Annotated in this window: 13 protein-coding genes and 1 tRNA gene; 12 read left to right on the forward strand and 2 right to left on the reverse strand. The window is 65.4% G+C overall.

Annotated elements, in window-relative coordinates; genetic code table 11:
* Window positions 1-138 precede the first annotated feature (138 nt).
* Window positions 139-1,269 carry a glycosyltransferase gene (locus DND132_RS01065; RefSeq protein WP_014320858.1) on the forward strand — a complete coding sequence of 377 codons (1,131 nt, stop codon included), beginning with the start codon at window positions 139-141 and terminating at the stop codon, window positions 1,267-1,269.
* A 303-nt stretch (window positions 1,270-1,572) separates the two neighbouring features.
* On the opposite strand, the gene DND132_RS01070 is transcribed toward DND132_RS01065, so the two are convergent.
* Window positions 1,573-1,649, reverse strand: a tRNA-Pro gene (locus DND132_RS01070).
* 240 nt (window positions 1,650-1,889) lie between these two features.
* On the opposite strand from DND132_RS01070, the gene DND132_RS01075 reads away from it, so the two are divergent.
* From DND132_RS01075 to DND132_RS01095, 5 genes are all read left to right on the forward strand, one after another.
* Window positions 1,890-2,942: a protein-glutamate methylesterase/protein-glutamine glutaminase gene (locus tag DND132_RS01075; protein ID WP_014320859.1), complete on the forward strand. Its 1,053-nt coding sequence runs from the start codon at window positions 1,890-1,892 to the stop codon at window positions 2,940-2,942.
* A gap of 38 nt (window positions 2,943-2,980) precedes the next feature.
* Window positions 2,981-4,912 (forward strand): HEAT repeat domain-containing protein, encoded by a 1,932-nt coding sequence (locus DND132_RS01080; protein WP_014320860.1) that lies wholly within the window; start codon window positions 2,981-2,983, stop codon window positions 4,910-4,912.
* A gap of 15 nt (window positions 4,913-4,927) precedes the next feature.
* Complete coding sequence (locus DND132_RS01085; protein ID WP_014320861.1) at window positions 4,928-5,803, forward strand: CheR family methyltransferase; 876 nt, start codon at window positions 4,928-4,930, stop codon at window positions 5,801-5,803.
* 59 nt (window positions 5,804-5,862) lie between these two features.
* Window positions 5,863-6,231, forward strand: coding sequence for a response regulator (locus DND132_RS01090; protein ID WP_014320862.1), 369 nt, complete (start codon window positions 5,863-5,865; stop codon window positions 6,229-6,231).
* 90 nt (window positions 6,232-6,321) lie between these two features.
* Window positions 6,322-9,225 carry a chemotaxis protein CheA gene (locus tag DND132_RS01095; RefSeq protein ID WP_014320863.1) on the forward strand — a complete coding sequence of 968 codons (2,904 nt, stop codon included), beginning with the start codon at window positions 6,322-6,324 and terminating at the stop codon, window positions 9,223-9,225.
* Window positions 9,226-9,622: 397 nt separating this feature from the next.
* Here the strand turns inward: DND132_RS01095 and DND132_RS01100 are convergent, their stop codons facing one another.
* Complete coding sequence (locus tag DND132_RS01100; RefSeq protein ID WP_014320864.1) at window positions 9,623-10,549, reverse strand: hypothetical protein; 927 nt, start codon at window positions 10,547-10,549, stop codon at window positions 9,623-9,625.
* Between the two features lie 192 nt (window positions 10,550-10,741).
* Here DND132_RS01100 and ybgF point away from each other — a divergent pair, with 192 nt between their 5' ends.
* From ybgF to DND132_RS17480, 6 genes are all read left to right on the forward strand, one after another.
* A complete protein-coding gene (gene ybgF / locus DND132_RS01105) occupies window positions 10,742-11,698 on the forward strand; it encodes a tol-pal system protein YbgF (protein ID WP_014320865.1) in 957 nt (318 codons plus the stop codon).
* A 91-nt stretch (window positions 11,699-11,789) separates the two neighbouring features.
* Window positions 11,790-13,046, forward strand: a complete 1,257-nt coding sequence (dprA, locus tag DND132_RS01110; protein WP_014320866.1) for a DNA-processing protein DprA — start codon at window positions 11,790-11,792, stop codon at window positions 13,044-13,046.
* 15 nt (window positions 13,047-13,061) lie between these two features.
* Window positions 13,062-13,334 carry a TMEM165/GDT1 family protein gene (locus DND132_RS01115; RefSeq protein ID WP_014320867.1) on the forward strand — a complete coding sequence of 91 codons (273 nt, stop codon included), beginning with the start codon at window positions 13,062-13,064 and terminating at the stop codon, window positions 13,332-13,334.
* Between the two features lie 74 nt (window positions 13,335-13,408).
* The gene (locus DND132_RS01120) at window positions 13,409-13,801 is read left to right on the forward strand and encodes a hypothetical protein (RefSeq protein ID WP_014320868.1); all 393 of its coding nucleotides are present in this window, start codon (window positions 13,409-13,411) and stop codon (window positions 13,799-13,801) included.
* Window positions 13,798-14,637: an HDOD domain-containing protein gene (locus DND132_RS01125; protein WP_014320869.1), complete on the forward strand. Its 840-nt coding sequence runs from the start codon at window positions 13,798-13,800 to the stop codon at window positions 14,635-14,637. The genes DND132_RS01120 and DND132_RS01125 overlap by 4 nt, the downstream gene beginning before the upstream one ends.
* Before the next feature lie 335 nt (window positions 14,638-14,972).
* Window positions 14,973-17,399, forward strand: a complete 2,427-nt coding sequence (locus DND132_RS17480) for a methyl-accepting chemotaxis protein (protein ID WP_014320870.1) — start codon at window positions 14,973-14,975, stop codon at window positions 17,397-17,399.
* Window positions 17,400-17,454: the final 55 nt, after the last annotated feature.

The raw sequence follows: 17,454 nt of genomic DNA on the forward strand, positions 1-17,454 counted from the left end.
ATTCAAATTGTTGTCGAGGCCTGGGACGAATCGCCGCAGGCCTTCGCAGACGGGGGCCCACGGAGGTCGCGAACCGGTAGAGGGGATTGCGGCCGGCAAGTTGCTTCCGGCCGGGGTCTGGTGTACCCGACATCAGACATGCGCATCCTTCATATAAGCAAGTTCAGCCACCCGGAGCGCGGCGGCATCGAGTCCTTCGTCAGGGACCTGACCACCGAACAGGCCCGCCAGGGCCATGACGTCGCCGTTCTCTGTCACCAGGCGCACCCATGGAGAGCCACGGAACGGAGCGTTTCGGAGGGCGTTGTCTCCGTGCAGGCACGGATTTTGTGCAATGTGGGCTTTGCCCCCGTCTCTCCGCTGTTTCCCCTGCATCTGCGGCGTCTTGTCCGGGAGAAGCGGCCCGAGATCATCCATTTGCACCTGCCGAACCCGGCGGCGCTGTACTCGGGGTGGTTCCCCGCCGATATTCCCTTGGTGATCCATTGGCATGCCGACGCGGACGGTCTGCCCGGCCGCCTGTATCGCAGCTTGTACCCTGTCTATGGGCTGTTCGAGGCCAAATGCCTCTCGCTGGCCGACTCCGTGATCGCGACATCGCCGGCCTACGCCGCGTCGAGCCGATCCCTGGCGCACCTGCGGGACAAATGCGTGGTGGTGCCCCTGGGGCTCGATCTTGCCCGTTATCCGGAAGACGCGCAGCTTTCGCGGACGCAGGAGCCCACCATCCTGAGCGTGGGCCGCTTCGCCTATTACAAGGGATATGAAACCCTGGTCGAGGCGGCGCGGATGGTCCCGGCGGCGCGGTTCGTCATTGTCGGGGACGGCCCGCTGCACGGAAAAATCAGCTCCATGATCCGTGAGCGGGGGCTTGCCGACCGGGTCCGACTTCCGGGTTCTCTGCCGGACCGGGAACTTCGGGTCCTGTTGCAGCTGGCGACCCTTGTCTGCCTTCCCTCGGTGGACCGAGCCGAGGCCTTCGGCCTGGTCCAGCTGGAAGCCATGCGCTATGGAGTTCCCCTTGTCAGCACGGCCATTCCCGGGTCAGGCGTCGACTGGGTCAACCAGGACGGCGTCACCGGCCTGGTGGTACCGCCAGGGAACGCGGAGGCGCTCGCCCACGCCTTGCAATGGGTCGTCGATCATGAGCAAACCGCCGAAGCCATGGGCAAGGCGGGGCGCCTTCGCCTGGAGTCCCATTTTACCATTGAAAGGGTAACGTCGGCGCTCGACAACGTGTATGCGCGAGTACGGGGGCTTTCAGGGTAGTCGTACGGACATGGGGCAATGGGCGGAAACGGGTCAGGGTCATCGCCTGCCCCCGTTGTCTCCACCGCAGCCTTCGGGGAGCAGGGAAGGCATGGAAACACGGAACTGGTCCCGCGATCACAGCCAGGGAGTTCTTCGAAGCCGGGAATGCGATGTGAACCCACGGTCACCCGATGACGAATCCGAAATGCCGTCAACCGGTTGTCATCGTTCAGCCGTCCATCCCCCCCCATGCGAGGGTGGTCGGAGGGGCGAAAAAGGAAAAAGGGTTTACGGATTATCTCCGTAAACCCTTGTCTTTTCTGGTCGGGATGAGAGGATTTGAACCTCCGATCTCTGCGTCCCGAACGCAGCGCTCTACCAGACTGAGCCACATCCCGATGCACGTGAGGAGTGGTGTTTAGCGTAGGGGGAATAAAAAGGCAAGGCAAAATTACACATGAAGTTCAAGGTTGTGGACAAAGGGGCTAAAGCTCCTTAAAAGAAGGGATTGCAAGACATAATAATACCCTGCCGCATCGGGGCCGGGTACTGTCGCATACTGGTGGCCGCTTTTCCGCGGCACGGGGCCGTCCCGGGCGGTGGGGGGCGGAATGCGGCGTTTCCAAGGAGTTGTATACGTGATCACAGTTCTCGTCGTTGATGATTCCGCCTTTATGCGCAAGGCCATCAGCACGATGCTCGACAAGGACCCCGGCATCACCGTGGTGGGGGTGGCGCGCAACGGCCGCGAAGGCCTGGACATGGTGCGCAAGCTTGACCCCGACGTCGTGACCATGGACATCGAGATGCCCGAGATGGACGGCCTGACCGCTCTTCGGCACATCATGATGGAATGCCCCCGGCCCGTGCTCATGGTCAGCTCCCTGACCACCGAGGGCGCGGAGTCCACCCTGAAGGCCATGGAGCTCGGCGCCGTGGATTTCATCCCCAAACAGCTTTCCAAGGTCTCGCTGGACATCATCAAGATCGAGCGCGACCTCATCGACAAGGTCAAGACCGTGGCCGCGCGCAAGATGCGCCACGTGGCCGCCCGGCCAGCGTCCCGTCAGGCGGCTCCGCGCAGGCCCGCGCCCCCGCCCCGGCGGGACGGCCGTCCCGTGCGCGATGTGGTGGCCATCGGCGTGTCCACCGGCGGTCCGCCCGTGGTCCAGAAGATCCTGTCCTCGCTGCCCGCCGACTTTCCGGCGGGCATCGTCATCGCCCAGCACATGCCCGCGGCCTTCACCGGCCCCTTCGCCGCCCGGCTCGACAGCGTCAGCCGGATATCGGTCAAGGAGGCCGAGACCGGTGATGTGCTCCGGCCCGGCCTTGCCTTCGTGGCTCCGGGCGGCAGGCACATCGTGCTCGACCAGAAGGTCAGCCGCGTGGAGGTGGTGGTCACCGACGAACCCCGCGACGCCCTGTACAAGCCCTCGGCCAACGTGCTCATCAACTCGGTGGCGCAGGCCGTGGGACGCAGGGGGCTCGGGGTCATCCTGACCGGCATGGGCAACGACGGCTGCGAAGGCATCCGCGCCCTCAAGGGGAAAGGGGGGCGGGCCCTGGCCCAGAGCGATTCCACCTGCGTGGTCTACGGCATGCCCAAGGCCGTGGTGGAGGAGAACCTGGCGGACGAGATCGTGGACATCGACGACATGGCCGAAAGCATCATGGCGAATCTGTACAAATAACGAACGACCCGCGAAATGGAAGGGGGAGGTCTGGCAACATGGCGGATTGTAGCGATTATCTGGCCCTACTGAGCAGCGACAACAAGGAGATCGTCCGGGAGAGCGCCTTCAGGGCCGGAGAGGACAACTGCGTCGAAGCCGTGCCCAAGCTGGCGGAGCTGCTCAAGACCAACCACCTGGGCATCCAGGAGGCGGTGGACAGCTCCCTGCGCAAGATCGGCGGCCGGGAGACCGTCGAGGCGGTCATTCCGCTGCTGCGCAGCGACGAGGCCCCGGTGCGCAACCTGGCCATGGACATCCTGCGCGAGGTGGGCAATCAGGACATGCCCTCGCTCATCGAGCTGACCCAGGACGAGGACCCGGACATCCGTATTTTCGTGGCCGACATCCTCGGCTCCACCGGCAACCTCCTGGCGGTCCAGCCTCTGTGCGAGGCCCTGCTCAGGGACCCGGAGGTCAACGTCCGCTACCAGGCGGCCGTGAGCCTGGGCGAGCTGGGCATGGAGGAGGCCACCCCCTGCCTGAACAAGGCCATCAACGACGAGGAGTGGGTCCAGTATTCCGTGATCGAGGCCCTGACCAAGATCGGGCACACCAGCTCGGTGGACGCCCTGGTCAAGGCCCTGGACGGGGCGTCCGACCTGGTCGCCTCCATGATCATCGACTCCCTGGGCGAGATGGGCAATATCAAGGCCGTGACCATGCTGCTCAAGCGCATGGCCGACGCCCCAACCGCCCTGCGCAACAAGATCGTCAAGGCCATCGTCAAGATTCTCGGCGGCAAGTCTCTGACCCTGCTCAGCGACGACGAGCGCGAGCGCTTCCGCAGGTATCTGTTGGTGGCTCTGCAGGACGAGGACGAGGAGATCCAGGACGCCGCCATCCAGGGGCTGGCCTTCGTGGGCGGCGAGGAGGCTTCGTCCGGCATCCTCAGGATCGCCGGCGGGCTGGACCAGGACCGCGACCAGGACCGGCTGCGGCTGATCATCGGCTACCTGGCCCGGATCGGCCTGACCGAGGCCCTCAAGGCGGGGCTCCTCGGCGAGGACCAGGACGTGGCCCGCGTGGCCGTGCAGGTCCTCTCCCAGATCGCCCCCGACGCCTGCTCCCTGGAGGACTGCGTCTGCCGGGTGCTCATGGACGCCTTCTGGCGGGCGACCCTGCCCGTGCAGCGCCAGATCGTCGGCGTGGTGGCCTCCAAGGGCGGGGAACAGTCCAAGGAATTCTTCATCAGGGTTCTCGACGAGCACGAGGACGGCACCGTGCTCAAGAGCGCGGTCTACCTGCTCGGCGAGATGCTTCGGCTGCCCGAGGTGGTGGACCGGATATTCCCGCTCATGGACCACCAGTACGACGACGTCAAGGAGGCCGCCCTGGATGCCTGCATCGCCATCGGCGGTCCGGACGTGCAGGCCCGCTTCCAGGAGATGTTCCGCAGCCCGGAGCCCATCCGGCGGCTCATGGCCACCTACGCCCTGGGCAAGCTCGGTCCCATGGAGAATCTGGACATCCTGACCCAGGCCGTGGAGGACGAGATTCCGGATATCCGCAAGGTGGCCATCGAGGCCCTGGCCGGGTCCGGCGGCGACGATGCCGTGTGGCGGCCCCTGGTCCTGCACCGGCTGTCCGACGAGAGCAAGGACGTGCGTCTGACGGTGATCGAGATCATGGGCCGACATTACGACGAGGAGATGATCCCGCACCTGCTGCACGCCCTGAACGACGAGGATGACTGGGTCAAGATCCGGGCCATGGACGCCCTGGGCGAGCACGGCACGGTCCAGGCGGCCCAGGTCATGATCGACATGCTGAAAAACCCCAACCGGTTCGTGGTCATGAAGGCCATCGAGGCCCTGGGGAACATCGGCGGCAGCGCGGCCTTCGCGGCCTTGCTGGAGGTGACCAACAGCGACGAGTACGAACTGGTCAGCGCCGCTGAGGAAGCCATCTCCAAGATTCAGGAAATGTAGGAGCAACCCACCGGAATGTCGTCTCTTTTTTCGAAGACCATATCCCTCGGCAAGGAACTCAAGATCACCGATCAGGAGTTCGTCAACCTGCGGGATTTCATCTATGCCGAATGCGGCATCTATATCGCGGACAACCGCAAGTATTTGCTGGAAAACAGGCTCGGCAACAGGCTCAAGAAGCTGAACCTGAAGAATTTCGACGAATACTACAACCTCCTGCGCTTCGACTCGGCCAAGGGCGCGGAGATGAAGAAGCTCTACGAGGTCATCACCACCAACGAGACGAGCTTCTACCGCAACCCGCCGCAGCTCAAGGTCTTCCAGGAGGAGGTCCTGCCCGACGTGCTCGACTCCTGCCGGAAGAAGGGCAGACGGCTGCGCATCTGGTCGGCGGGGTGCTCCACCGGCGAGGAGCCGTACACCATCTCGATCATCATCCACGAGATGCTCAAGGCCGAGATGCCCGGCTGGGACATCCGCATCACCGCCAACGACCTGTCGGAGCGGGTCCTGGAGTCGGCCCGGCGGGGTGTGTACAACGACTACACCCTGCGGACCACTCCGGAGGAGGTCGCCGCGCGCTACTTCGACATGAACGACGGACAGAACAAGATCCGGTCCGAGGTCAAGCGGCTGGTCAGTTTCGGGCAGATCAACCTGCGCGACCGCATGCAGCTCAAGCGGGTGGAGCGTTCCCAGGTCGTTTTTTGCAGAAACGTCATCATCTATTTCGACGACGAGATGAAGAAGCGGGTCATCAACGCGTTCTACGACAACCTGCTGCCGGGGGGATACCTGATCATCGGCCACTCCGAGTCGCTGCACAACATCACCCGTGCGTTCAAGCCCATTCACTATCCGGGTGCCATCATCTATCAAAAGGAGGAGTAGGACATGTTCCGTGGCGGAATTGATCATGTGGCGCATGCCGTGCTATCCAGGGGGGAGTCATGCCTAAACATATTCTGATAGTGGACGATTCGAAGACGGTCAGGAACCTGGTGGCCTTCATCATGAAAAAGGAAGGGTTCAAGGTGACCACGGCGGAGGACGGCCTGGACGGACTGGAAAAGCTGTACAGCCTGTCCCACGTGGATCTGATCGTATCCGACGTGAACATGCCGCGCATGGACGGCCTGACCTTCATCAAGACCGTCCGGGAGCAGGCCGCCTACCGGGACATCCCCATCGTGGTTTTGTCCACCGAGGGCCAGGACAAGGACATTCAGACGGGATTGACCGTGGGCGCGAATCTGTACATGATCAAACCCGCCCAGCCGGAAAAGCTCGTCCGCAACGTCAAGATGCTGCTGGGTTAGCCGTTCCGGCCACGGACGGCCCGTTAACGCAAATCGACGCGGCGGGACGCGGGTCCACGAAGGGACCCCGCCGCCGCATGAGGAATCTCGATGAGCCAGGACTTTCTCGACTCGGAAATCTTGTCCGACTTTTTTATTGAAGCCAAGGAGCACCTGGAGACCATCGAGCCCAACCTGCTCGAACTGGAGAAGGCACCGGACAACCTCGGCCTGTTGAACGAGATCTTCAGGCCTATGCACTCCCTCAAGGGGGCCTCGGGCTTTCTCGGCCTGAACAAGATCAACGGTCTGGCCCACAAGGCGGAGAACATCCTGGACGAATTGCGCCAGGGGTCCATGCGCGTGACCGGGGCGATCATGGACCTGATCCTGTCCGCCACCGACGCCCTGCGGACCATGGTGGACAACCTGGAGACCAGCGGGGTGGAGGGGGACGTGGATACCGCGCCCATCATCGCCCGCATCGAGGCCGCCCTGGTCGGCGAACTGCCGGAGAGCCCCGCGGCCGAGGCCGTGACCGCACCGGCACCCGAGGCCGTCGCGCCCGCCGCCGAGCCCGAACCCGCCGCCGCGCCGCAACCCGCCGGGGATGCCGACATGGCCGCTTTCCACCCGCAGCCCGATCCCGATTTCGATCCCACGCCCTATGCCCTGACCACGGTGGGCGAAGGCCACCTGGCCGACTTTCTGGAGGAGGCGCAGGAGATCGTCGAGAACCTGAACCGCTGTCTCCTGGCCATGGAGGGGGACCCGGGTGGCAACGACGAGCTGATCAACGACACCTTCCGCTATTTTCACAACCTCAAGGGCAACAGCGGCATCATCGGGTTCAAGGAGCTCAACTCCCTGACCCACGAGGCCGAGACCCTGCTGAACAAGGTCCGCAAGGGCGAGATCGCCTCCAGCCAGGGGCTCATCGACCTGCTCCTGGCGGCCGTGGATCTGATCGAGGCCCTGGTGACCAGGGTGGACGTGGAGACCGGCCGCGTGGAGCCGCTGGACACCAGCGTCATGGCCCAGGTCCTCCAGAAGGTCACCGAGGACGGCAACGTGGACGGCGTGGCCGGCGTGGTGCCCGTGGGCCGACAGGCCGCCGAGGCGGCCCCGGAACCCGCCGCGAAGCCCGCTTCGGCCGTCGTAACGCCCGCGCTCGAACCGGCCGGGTCAGACGTCGAATACGACCCCGAGGACGTGGCCCTGTTCGTCCAGACCATCGAGCAGCAGTTCGAGGCCGCGCTGGTGGCTTTCAAGCTGCTGCGCGAGGACTCGGCCCAGAAGGACATTGTCGACGGCCTGTTCCGGACCTTCCAGACCATCCAGAATTCCACGGGCTACATGGGCTTCGACGAGATCAAGGAATACGCGGGCCGGACCGTGGGACTGGTGGACCAGGCCCGCAACTCGGACATGGATTTCGGCCTGATGCTCGACATCCTCGAACAGGAATACGCCATCCTCAGGGACATGATCACGGCGGCCATCGAGAAGCTGCCCGGCGCATCCCTGTCCGAGCCAGCGCCCGAGGCCAAGCCCAAGGCGTCGGCCCCGGCCCCGGCTCCCGAACCCGCTCCGGCCCCAAGGGCCGCGCCAGAACCGGCCCCGGCTCCCGCGCCGCGCGCCGCGACCAGGCCCGCACCGGTCAAGCCCGCAGCCAAACCCGCAGCCAAGCCCGCTCCGGCGGCAAGGACGACCATGCCCACCACCGCCGCAAGGAATGGCGGCAGCCAGGCCCCGGCTCAGGCCCAGGCCAAGCCCAAGGCCTCGAGCACCATCCGCGTGGACCATCACAAGCTCGACCACCTCATGAACGTCATCGGCGAGCTGATCATCAACCGCAACCGCTACGCCATGCTCGCCCGGGCCCTGGAAGAGGGGCAGGAGGACGTGCACGTGGTCGCCCAGCAGCTGACCGAGACCACCTACGCCATGGCCCGCATTTCCGACGACCTTCAGGACACCATCATGAAGGTCCGCATGGTCCCGGTGCAGACCGTGTTCTCCCGCTTCCCCCGGCTGGTCCGGGACCTGAGCCGCAAGTCCGGCAAGCAGGTGGAGTTGATCATGGAAGGCGAGGAGACCGAATTCGACAAGTCCGTGGTCGAGGAGATCGGCGATCCCCTGGTGCACCTGGTGCGCAACGCCGTGGACCATGGCCTCGAGGACGAGGAGACCCGCATCGCCCAGGGCAAGAAGCCCAAGGGACACGTCTGGCTGCGCGCCTACCACAAGGGCAACTCCGTGGCCATCGAGGTCGAGGACGACGGCCGGGGCATGGACCCGGAAAAACTCCGCCAGGTGGCCGTGCGCAAGGGCATCGTCTCCCAGGAGGAGGCCAACGCCATGGACGACCGCGAGGCCCTGGACCTGATCTTCGCGCCGGGCTTCTCGTCCGCCGAGAAGGTCACGGACATCTCCGGGCGCGGCGTGGGCATGGACGTGGTCAAGACCAACATAAAGAACCTCAAGGGCAGCGTGAACACCCAGTCCGAGGTGGGCAAGGGGTCCAAGCTGACCCTGACCCTGCCCCTGACCCTGGCCATCATCGACGCGCTCATGGTCCAGGTAGGCGGCGACACCTTCGCCATCCCCCTGGACGCCGTGTCCGAGACCACCAAGATCGAGGTCGAGAAGCTGTCCGACATCAACAACCGCAAGGCCGTGACCCTGCGCGGCGAGGTGCTCGGCATCGTCGAACTGGCCGAACTGCTCGACATGCCCCAGTCCATGGACGAACGCACCGTCCTGCCCATGGTCGTCATCCAGGACAACGACCGCCGCCTCGGCCTGGTGGTGGACCGCCTCCTCGAACGCCAGGAGATCGTCATCAAGCCGCTCGGCCAGTACCTGAACAACTTCAACCTCAAGGGGTTATCCGGCGCGACCATCATGGGCGACGGCTCCGTGGTGCTTATCCTCGACCCCCACGAGATCTACAGCCTGTCCACCCAGCTTGGCCGCAAGGAGCCCCTGGTCGTGGCCGGCGCCATCAAGTAGTCAGCCGAGCAGGCAAAAAAAAGGGACTCCTAAAAAGGAGTCCCTTTTTTTTGCCTGCTCGGGCGCGGCTTCCGAGAGCGGCACGTCTGCACATTTTTCGGGCTACGCTCAATCCGTCAACGTAGACGGCTACGCCGCCGGTTGCGCTGCGTCCGAGAAAATGCACAGCCGCACCATTCTTGAAAGCCTGACGGCGTGCGATATCCCCCAAAAGAAAAGGCATGCAGAACCGCGCCCGCACGGCCTTGCCGAAGGCACACAAAAAGTTCTGGAGATTCTTAAGAACCTCTTTCAAGAGGTTCTTGAGCGGGTCCAGGGCAGAGCCCTGGCCGCCGGAGGCGAAAAAAGGCCGGGAAGCAGATGCTTCCCGGCCTTTTTTCGCCGCTGGTCGCGGCGGCTACATCATGGTCATGAAGTTGACGAACAGGGTGGCGTTGAGGGCGTGGAGGAGCCAGAAGAGGCCCACGGCCAGGAAGGCGAGTCCCTTGAAGCGCAGGGGGGATTCGCAGCGGTTGAGGAACAGCCAGATGAGGCCGCAGAGGCCGCCGAGGACGGTCAGGCCGACCCAGACGTAGGCCAGCGGGGTGCCGAGGATGAGGGTTTGGATGTCGGCGGGCAGCCGGGAGTAGAGCCAGAGCTGGCAGCCGAGGAAGCCGATCATGGGCAGCAGGGCCCAGCGGGAGGCCATGCGCACGGCGAAGTTGTAGTAGTCGCGCCCGTAGTCGTCCCTGTTCCGGCGCAGCAGGATGTAGGCCAGGCCCAGGGCCGCGGCGGCGGACAGGACGAGCAGGGCGTACATGGCCGACATGGGCTGGGCCAGGATGACGGTGTTGGTCATGACGTCGCCGTTGGGCTGGGTCAGGGAGAAATTGAGGGCCAGCTTGGCCGGGACCACGATGGCCAGGCCGGTGATGGCGGCGAAGGTGGCGACGAGGCCGAGGGCGATGTGGGCGGCCTTGGCGTTGCGCATCCTCTTCCAGGTGGTGAAGTAGATCAGCCCGGCGACGACGAACACGGCAAAGGCCACGGAGCCGTTGAAGAAGGCGGAGCCGGGGGTGAGGTAGGCCTGGAAGAGGTCCGGGAACCTGACCAGGGCGATGCCCAGGGAGGCCCCGTAGATGAGGATCAAGGCGATGACCAGGATCAGGCCCATGCCCGCGGTCTGCTGGCCGTACTTGTCGAAGAGGACCTTCTTGCGGGTCTTGGCGGAGATTTCGGCCAGGACCGCGATGGCCGGGCTGCCGAGGGCTGCCATGCCGAGCAGGCTGAAGAAGGCCGGCGCGAGCATGTAGGCGACGAGGGTCAGGGTTTCTTGGATGCTCATGGTCGATGGACTCCGATGGGTTGCCGGGGCGGACCGTGCCCCGTGGGCGTTTTTTTGCCTGAAAATCGTGCGGCGCGCAAGGGCGCAGTTCCGGGGCCGGTGGCGTGTTGGCCATCAGATTCCTTGCAAAAATTCCGTCTATCGCCTATTGCCTATGAAACGCTCAAACGAGACCGCGCGGAGACCTCCCTGATGAAATGCCTGAAACTTCTTCTGCTTGCCGTGATCTGCCTGCCCCTGGTGGGCTGCGCCGCCTCGCAGAAGAGCGTTGAGACCGAATCCGCGAGCACGGAGTGGCGCATCAAGAGTCTCGAGGAGAGCTTCCTGAATTTTCGCGAGCAGCAGCGCAAGACGGCCGACGAGGACGCCAAGTCGCGCGCGGACCTGGAGAAGCGCATGCAGACGGTGGAGGCCGAGTTGGCCGCCCTGCGGGCCGGGCAGGCGCCTGCCGATGCGCCGCGCGGCGAGACCTGGTCCTCGGACCTCAAGCCGGACGAGAGTGCCTGGGTGGAGGGCGGCAAGCCCGCCGAGGGCGCTCCCATGGTCAAAAACGACGCGGAGCAGCCGTGGGCCAAGGTGCCCGAGCCGCCCGCCGCGCCCGAAGCGGGTGCCGAGGCCGAGCCGTCCGCCGCGCCCGAGCCGCCCAGGACCATTCCCGAACCCGAGGTCCTGCCGCGTTCCGAGGCCCCCAAACCGGCGGTGGCCGAGGCTGCGCCCGCGCCGAAACCCGTTGCCAAGCCCGCAGCCAAGCCCGCGCCCAAGCCTGCGGCGGGCGGGGCCACGGCCCTGTACGAAAAGGGCTACGCCCAGTACAACGCGGGCGCGTTCCCGGCCGCGCGGCAGACCTTCGACGACTTCCTGGCCCGGTATCCGAAGAACGACCTGACCCCCAACGCCCTGTACTGGAAGGGCGAGACCTACTACTCCGAACAGGACTACGCCCAGGCCATCCTGGCCTTCAAGGAGGTCACGGGCCGGTTCCCCAAGCACGACAAGGCCGCCGCGGCCCTGCTCAAGATCGGCATGTCCTACGACCGGGTGGGCGACCCGGACAACGCGATTTTCTATCTGCGCGCCCTGGTGGAGGATTTCCCCAAGTCATCCCCCGCCGGGCTCGGCCGCAAGGAATTGGCCCGGCTGGGCGGCTAGCCCGCCGTCCCGCCCACGAGTTTGCAGAGGCCGGTCTCCCGTCGTGTCCGGGGTCCGGCCCTGTCGTTTCCGACGAGGTATGGCGGGCGCAATGGACCTGCAACGAGAAATCTTCGCCTGTCTGGCCTTGAAGCACACCCCCGGCCTGGGGCCGAAGGTGTGGCGGGAGCTGTTCGCCGCGTACCCGAGCGCCTTCGACGCGGTGCGCGACGCGCCCGCCTGGCACGACCGGGGGCTGTCGGCCAGGAAGCTGGCCAGGGCCTGCGCCCGCGAGGACTGGCGGGGAAAGGCCGAGGCCGAGTACAAGGAGGCCCGGCGGCTGTCCATGGACGCGGTCACCTGGTTCGATCCCCGGTTCCCCGACTCCCTGCGCCAGATTCCCGATCCCCCGGCCCTGTTCTATGTGCGCGGGGACACGTCCCTGCTCGGCAATCCCGGCGTGGCCGTGGTCGGGGCCAGGGAGTGCACCCGGCTGGGGCTGGAGACCGCCGGACGCATCAGCGCCCAGCTCTCGAAGATCGGCATCACCGTGATCTCGGGGCTGGCCCTGGGCATCGACCGGCAGGCCCACCTGGGCGGGCTCAAGGGGATCGGCTCTTCCATCGCGGTGCTCGGCTGCGGCCTGGACGTGGACTATCCCCCGGGCAACGGCGACGTGCGCCGGGCGCTCTACGACAAGGGACTGGTCGTCACCGAGTATGGGCCGGGCGTCCGGCCCAGGGGCGGGAATTTCCCGGTGCGCAACCGGCTCATCAGCGGGTTGTCCTTGGGGGTGCTGGTGGCCGAGGCCGCCCACAACAGCGGCAGCCTGATCACCGCCCGGCTGGCCGGGGAGCAGGGCAAGGACGTGTTCGCCGTGCCCGGTCCCATCGGGCAGCCGACCTTCACCGGATGCCACCGCCTGATCAAGCAGGGGGCCGCCCTGGTGGAGTCCGCCTCGGACATCGTCGAGATATTGCGTTATGATTTCGCCCGCGAACTGGCCCACGTGCCCGACCCGGCCCCGTCCGAGGAGGAGATCGGGGTTGACGTGGACCGGGCCGTGGTCAAAAAGAAGAGGGCGCTTGCCGTACCCGAAGAGGGGGGAGGGCGCCCGAGGCGGCGGGTCTCCCTGGTGGACCGCGAGGCCCTGGACCTGAACGGGGACGAGAAGCGCGTCCTGGACCTGCTCGACGGTGCGGACAAGATGCACATCGACGCCCTGGGCCGGGAACTGGGCTGGGACTCGCCCACGGTCAGCCGCGTGCTGCTCCTGCTGGAGATGCGCGGCGCGGTGCGCCAGTTGCCCGGCATGTGGTACCTGGCCAGGGAAGACGAACCCGCCGACGGCGGATCATTTGAAGACTAACCATTTGAGGATATTATGGATTGGAAATTGCTCGCAACCACCTTCGGTACGCTGTTCGTGGCCGAACTCGGGGACAAGACGCAGCTGGCCTGCATGCTCATGACGGCCAAGACCCAGAAGCCCTGGACCGTGTTTCTGGGCTCGTCCCTGGCCCTGGTCCTGGTCAGCTTCCTGGGGGTCATGTTCGCCCAGTTCATCTGCCAGTACGTGCCCACGGACATCATCAAGAAGATCGCCGCCGTGGCCTTCGTGGTCATGGGCTGTCTGATCTTCTTTGATAAGATTTGATAAGCGGGGTTGTGGGAAGGGCGGCCGCAGTGTATCTACGGTTTGAACTCCCGATCCCGCAGCCCGAGACCGCCATGCAGAAGATACCCATCAACCTCGCCGCTCCCGGCATGAAGCTGGCCAAGGCCGTGACCAAGGAAAACGGCATGACCATCATGGCCGAGGGCATGGAATTGACCGAAAGCCTGATCTCGCGGCTGGAGGGCATGAACATCGAGCGCATCACCGTGCAGGGCCACCCCGTGGAGATGGGCGGGACCGGAGCCGGCACGCATTGGGGCGAGCGGCTGGACCGGCTGGACCACCTGTTCCGGCAGTATGCCGAGGACAAGTGGATGCTGCGGGTCAAGGAGCGCATGCGCCAGTATTTCCAGATCAAGGCCGCGGCCCAGGAAGCCCGGATGCAGGCCATGAAACAGGCGGAGGGCGGCGACGCCCCTGCGGAAAACGGCGGAGAGGACGCATGAACGGCGACGATCTGAAGACCCAGGTCAAGGGCGAGATCCTCCAGGTCAAGGACCTGCCGACCCTGCCCCACGTCCTGGACAAGATCACCCAGCTGGTGGAGGACCCCGAGGCCTCCACCGAGGCCATCGCCAAGGTCATCTCCACGGATCAGGTCCTGTCGGCCAAGGTCCTCAAGATGGTCAACTCGCCCATCTACGGCTTTCCCGGCCGGATCAGCTCCATCCAGCACGCCCTGGTCCTGCTCGGCTTCAACGTGGTGCGCGGCATCATCATCTCCACCTCGGTCTTCGACATGATGGTTCAGGCCATGAAGGGGCTGTGGGAGCACTCGCTGGGCTGCGCCACGGCCTGCAACATCATCGCCCGCCGGGCCGGGTTCGAGGACCCCGAGGAATACGCCGTGGCCGGGCTGCTTCACGACCTGGGCAAGGTGGTCACCGCGGTCCAGCTCCCGGACACCCACGCGGCCATCCTCGACACGGTCAGGACCAGGGACCTGACGTATTTCCAGGCCGAGAAGGCCGTGCTCGGCTTCGGCCACGACCGCATCAACGCCTGGCTGGCCCGCCACTGGGGGCTGCCGCCGAACATCCGCGAGGCCATGACCCGGCATCACGCCCCGCAGCTGGCCGAGTTCTACAAGCCCATGTCCTGCGTGGTCCACCTCGGCGACTTCCTGGTCCGGCTCCTGGAGTTCGGCAACTCCGGCGACGACCAGACCGCCTACCTCCGGCCCGAGGCCCTCATCGAGCTCAAGTTCCGCATGAGCGACCTGGACAAGGTCATGGACGAGATGGCCGGACAGCTCCTCGAGGTCTCGGACCTGACCCTCTGATTATCCTTTTTTTGTCAATTTTTTCACTGCGGTTTGGTGTTTTATGTCCGTTGTGAAATAATTGTGTAATTTTTTTGTCCGATAATCACGTCGGTTAGGCTCGTCCGATGCGTTGTTGGGATTCATTATCCCATGCGTCGATTGACCGATCAATGTGGTTAAGTTATCAGATTCCATAGATATTCACGCCGCAAGGTGCCGGGTGCCGTATATAGGTAGTACGTTGCTCCGCCTGCGCGGGGCGGTTGTAATCATCGTGATTATAGACCATCCGCTCCCCGGGCGCATCCGTGACGCGGCGGCGTCATCCATCCACAGCATGGCGAGGCGGTGTTATGCTCTCATTCGTTCGGCGACGGCTTTCCCTCAAGTTGCTCATCCCCCTGTGTCTGGTCATCGTGGCCGGCATCGGCGGCCTGGTCTGGTACGTGACCCAATCGACCTTCGGCATGGCCTATGACGAGGCCGTGCATTCGGCCCAGGAGCAGGCGGTCTCCGCCGCGCGCTCCCTGGGCATCTTCGTCAAGGATCAGCGGGCCATGGCCCGGATGCTCTCGCGCAATCCGGACATGCTCGCCGCGGTGCAGGGCGCGCCCGAGGCGGCCCAGGACGCCTGCGCGACCATCGTCGGGGCCAACCCCACCCTGTGGGGCGTGGAGGTCTTCGACGCCGAGGGCCAGGTCAAGGCCGGGGCCAACTCGAGCGACGTCAAGATGGTCGGCCTGTTCGTCGCCTCCCGGCGGTTCGCCAAGGAGGTCCTCAAGGGCAACGACACCGGGGTCATGGACAAGACCATCGTCTCGGACCGCAAGTCCGGGGCGCACATCTTCAGCATCAGCTATCCCATCCGCGACCCCGAGGGACAGGTGCTGGGCGGGGTGGTCCTGTTCTGCTCCTGGGACGCCTACGTGGAGCAGTTCGTGGCCCCGGTGACCATCGGCAAGGCTGGCTACGGCTTTGTCCTGGACGGGGACGGGCGCTTCATCCGCCATCCGGACGAGACCCAGTTCCGCAAGGACGCCAGCGGGTTCGAATTCGTCAAGCGGGCCATGGACATGAAGCAGGGAGTCGTCGAATACGACTGGGAGGGCGACCGCAAGGTCATGGCCGTGGCCACGGAACCCGTGACCGGCTGGCTCGTGTGCATGAGCGACTCGGTGGACGACATCGCCTCGGTGGCCGTCCGCCAGGGCGAGGTCATGAAACTGACCGGCGCCGGGCTGATCCTGGTGGTCATGGTCCTGGTGCACCTCCTGCTGACCATGTTTGTCTTCCGTCCGGTGAAGAAGACCGTGGCCATGGCCGAGGCCACGGCCCACGGTGACCTCGCCCAGACCTACGACAAGAACGAGAACGGCGACGAGATCGCGGGCATGCAGTCCGCGCTCATCGACATCCGCCGCACCGTGCGGGCCATGACCCAGGACTTCGCCGAGGTGGCCAAGCGCATAGAGCGCGGCCACTTCACGGCGCGGGGCGACGCCGATGGGTTCGAGGGGGAATTTTCCAGGCTCATCAAGGGCACCAACTACATGCTCGACGACATGGTCAACCTGCTCGACGAACTGCCCCTGCCGCTCATGGCCATCTCCAGGGACCACTCCATCCTGTTCATGAACAAGGCGGGCACGGCCCTGGGCGGCGTGGAGCGGGAGGAACTCGTCGGGACCACCTGTTCCGACTACTTCCTGACCGGCGACTGCAACCCGGACAAATGCGCCTGCGACCGGGCCATGCGCGGCCGGGAGATGGTCTTCTCCAACACCGAGGCCCATCCCGGCGCCCGGTCCTTGGAGATCGACTATTTCGGCATGCCGCTGCTGGCCGAGGACGGCGAGGTGCTCGGCGCGGTCAAGATCATCATGGACCAGACCGAGATCCGCCGGGTCCAGCGCGAGATGTACGAGACCGCCACCCAGGCCGATTCCGTGGCCTCCATGCTGTCCGCCGCCTCCCAGGAGCTGGCCGCCCAGGTGGAGCAGACCACCCGTGGCGCGGAGCGGCAGCAGGCCATGTCCGCCGACGTGGCCTCGGCCATGGAGGAGATGAACGCCACGGTGATCGAGATCGCGCGCAACGCCGCCAACGCCGCCCGGAACGCCGAGCAGATGCGGGCCAACGCCGTGCGCGGGGGCGAGGCGGTCACGGCCGTGGTGGATTCCATCGAGCTGCTGCGCGGCCGGGCCGGGCTGGTGGACCAGAACATCCGCGAACTCGGCTCCGAGGTCCAGGCCATCGGCGCGATCATGACCGTCATTTCCGACATCGCGGATCAGACCAACCTGCTGGCCCTTAACGCGGCCATTGAGGCCGCACGGGCCGGGGACGCCGGGCGCGGCTTCGCCGTGGTGGCCGACGAGGTCCGCAAGCTGGCCGAGAAGACCATGAACGCCACCCAGGAGGTGGGCGGGGCCATCAAGTCCATCCAGGACGGTACCCGCCGCAACCTGGCCGCCTTCGAGAACGCCACCGAGGCCATCGACCAGTCCACGGAACTGGCCTCCAAGGCCGGGGAGGCCCTGGAGGACATCCTCAAGGTGGTCAAGGTGGCGGACGACCAGATCCGGGGCATTGCCACCGCCTCCGAAGAGCAGGCCGCGGCCACCTCCGAGGTCGGCCGGAGCGTTGAGGAGGTCAACACGGTCTCCAGCGAGATCGCCGGGGCCATGACCGAGTCCTCCTCCGCCGTGGGCGACCTGGCCCGGCTGGCCGAGGAACTCAAGCAGATCACCACGCGCGTGGGCGGCGAGGACGGAGTCTAGGCCCGACCGCCGCGATCACGACCTTTCGAACCCTCCCGCCGACCCAGGCGGGAGG

This window comes from Pseudodesulfovibrio mercurii, from assembly GCF_000189295.2.
Classification (GTDB): Bacteria; Desulfobacterota; Desulfovibrionia; order Desulfovibrionales; family Desulfovibrionaceae; genus Pseudodesulfovibrio; species Pseudodesulfovibrio mercurii.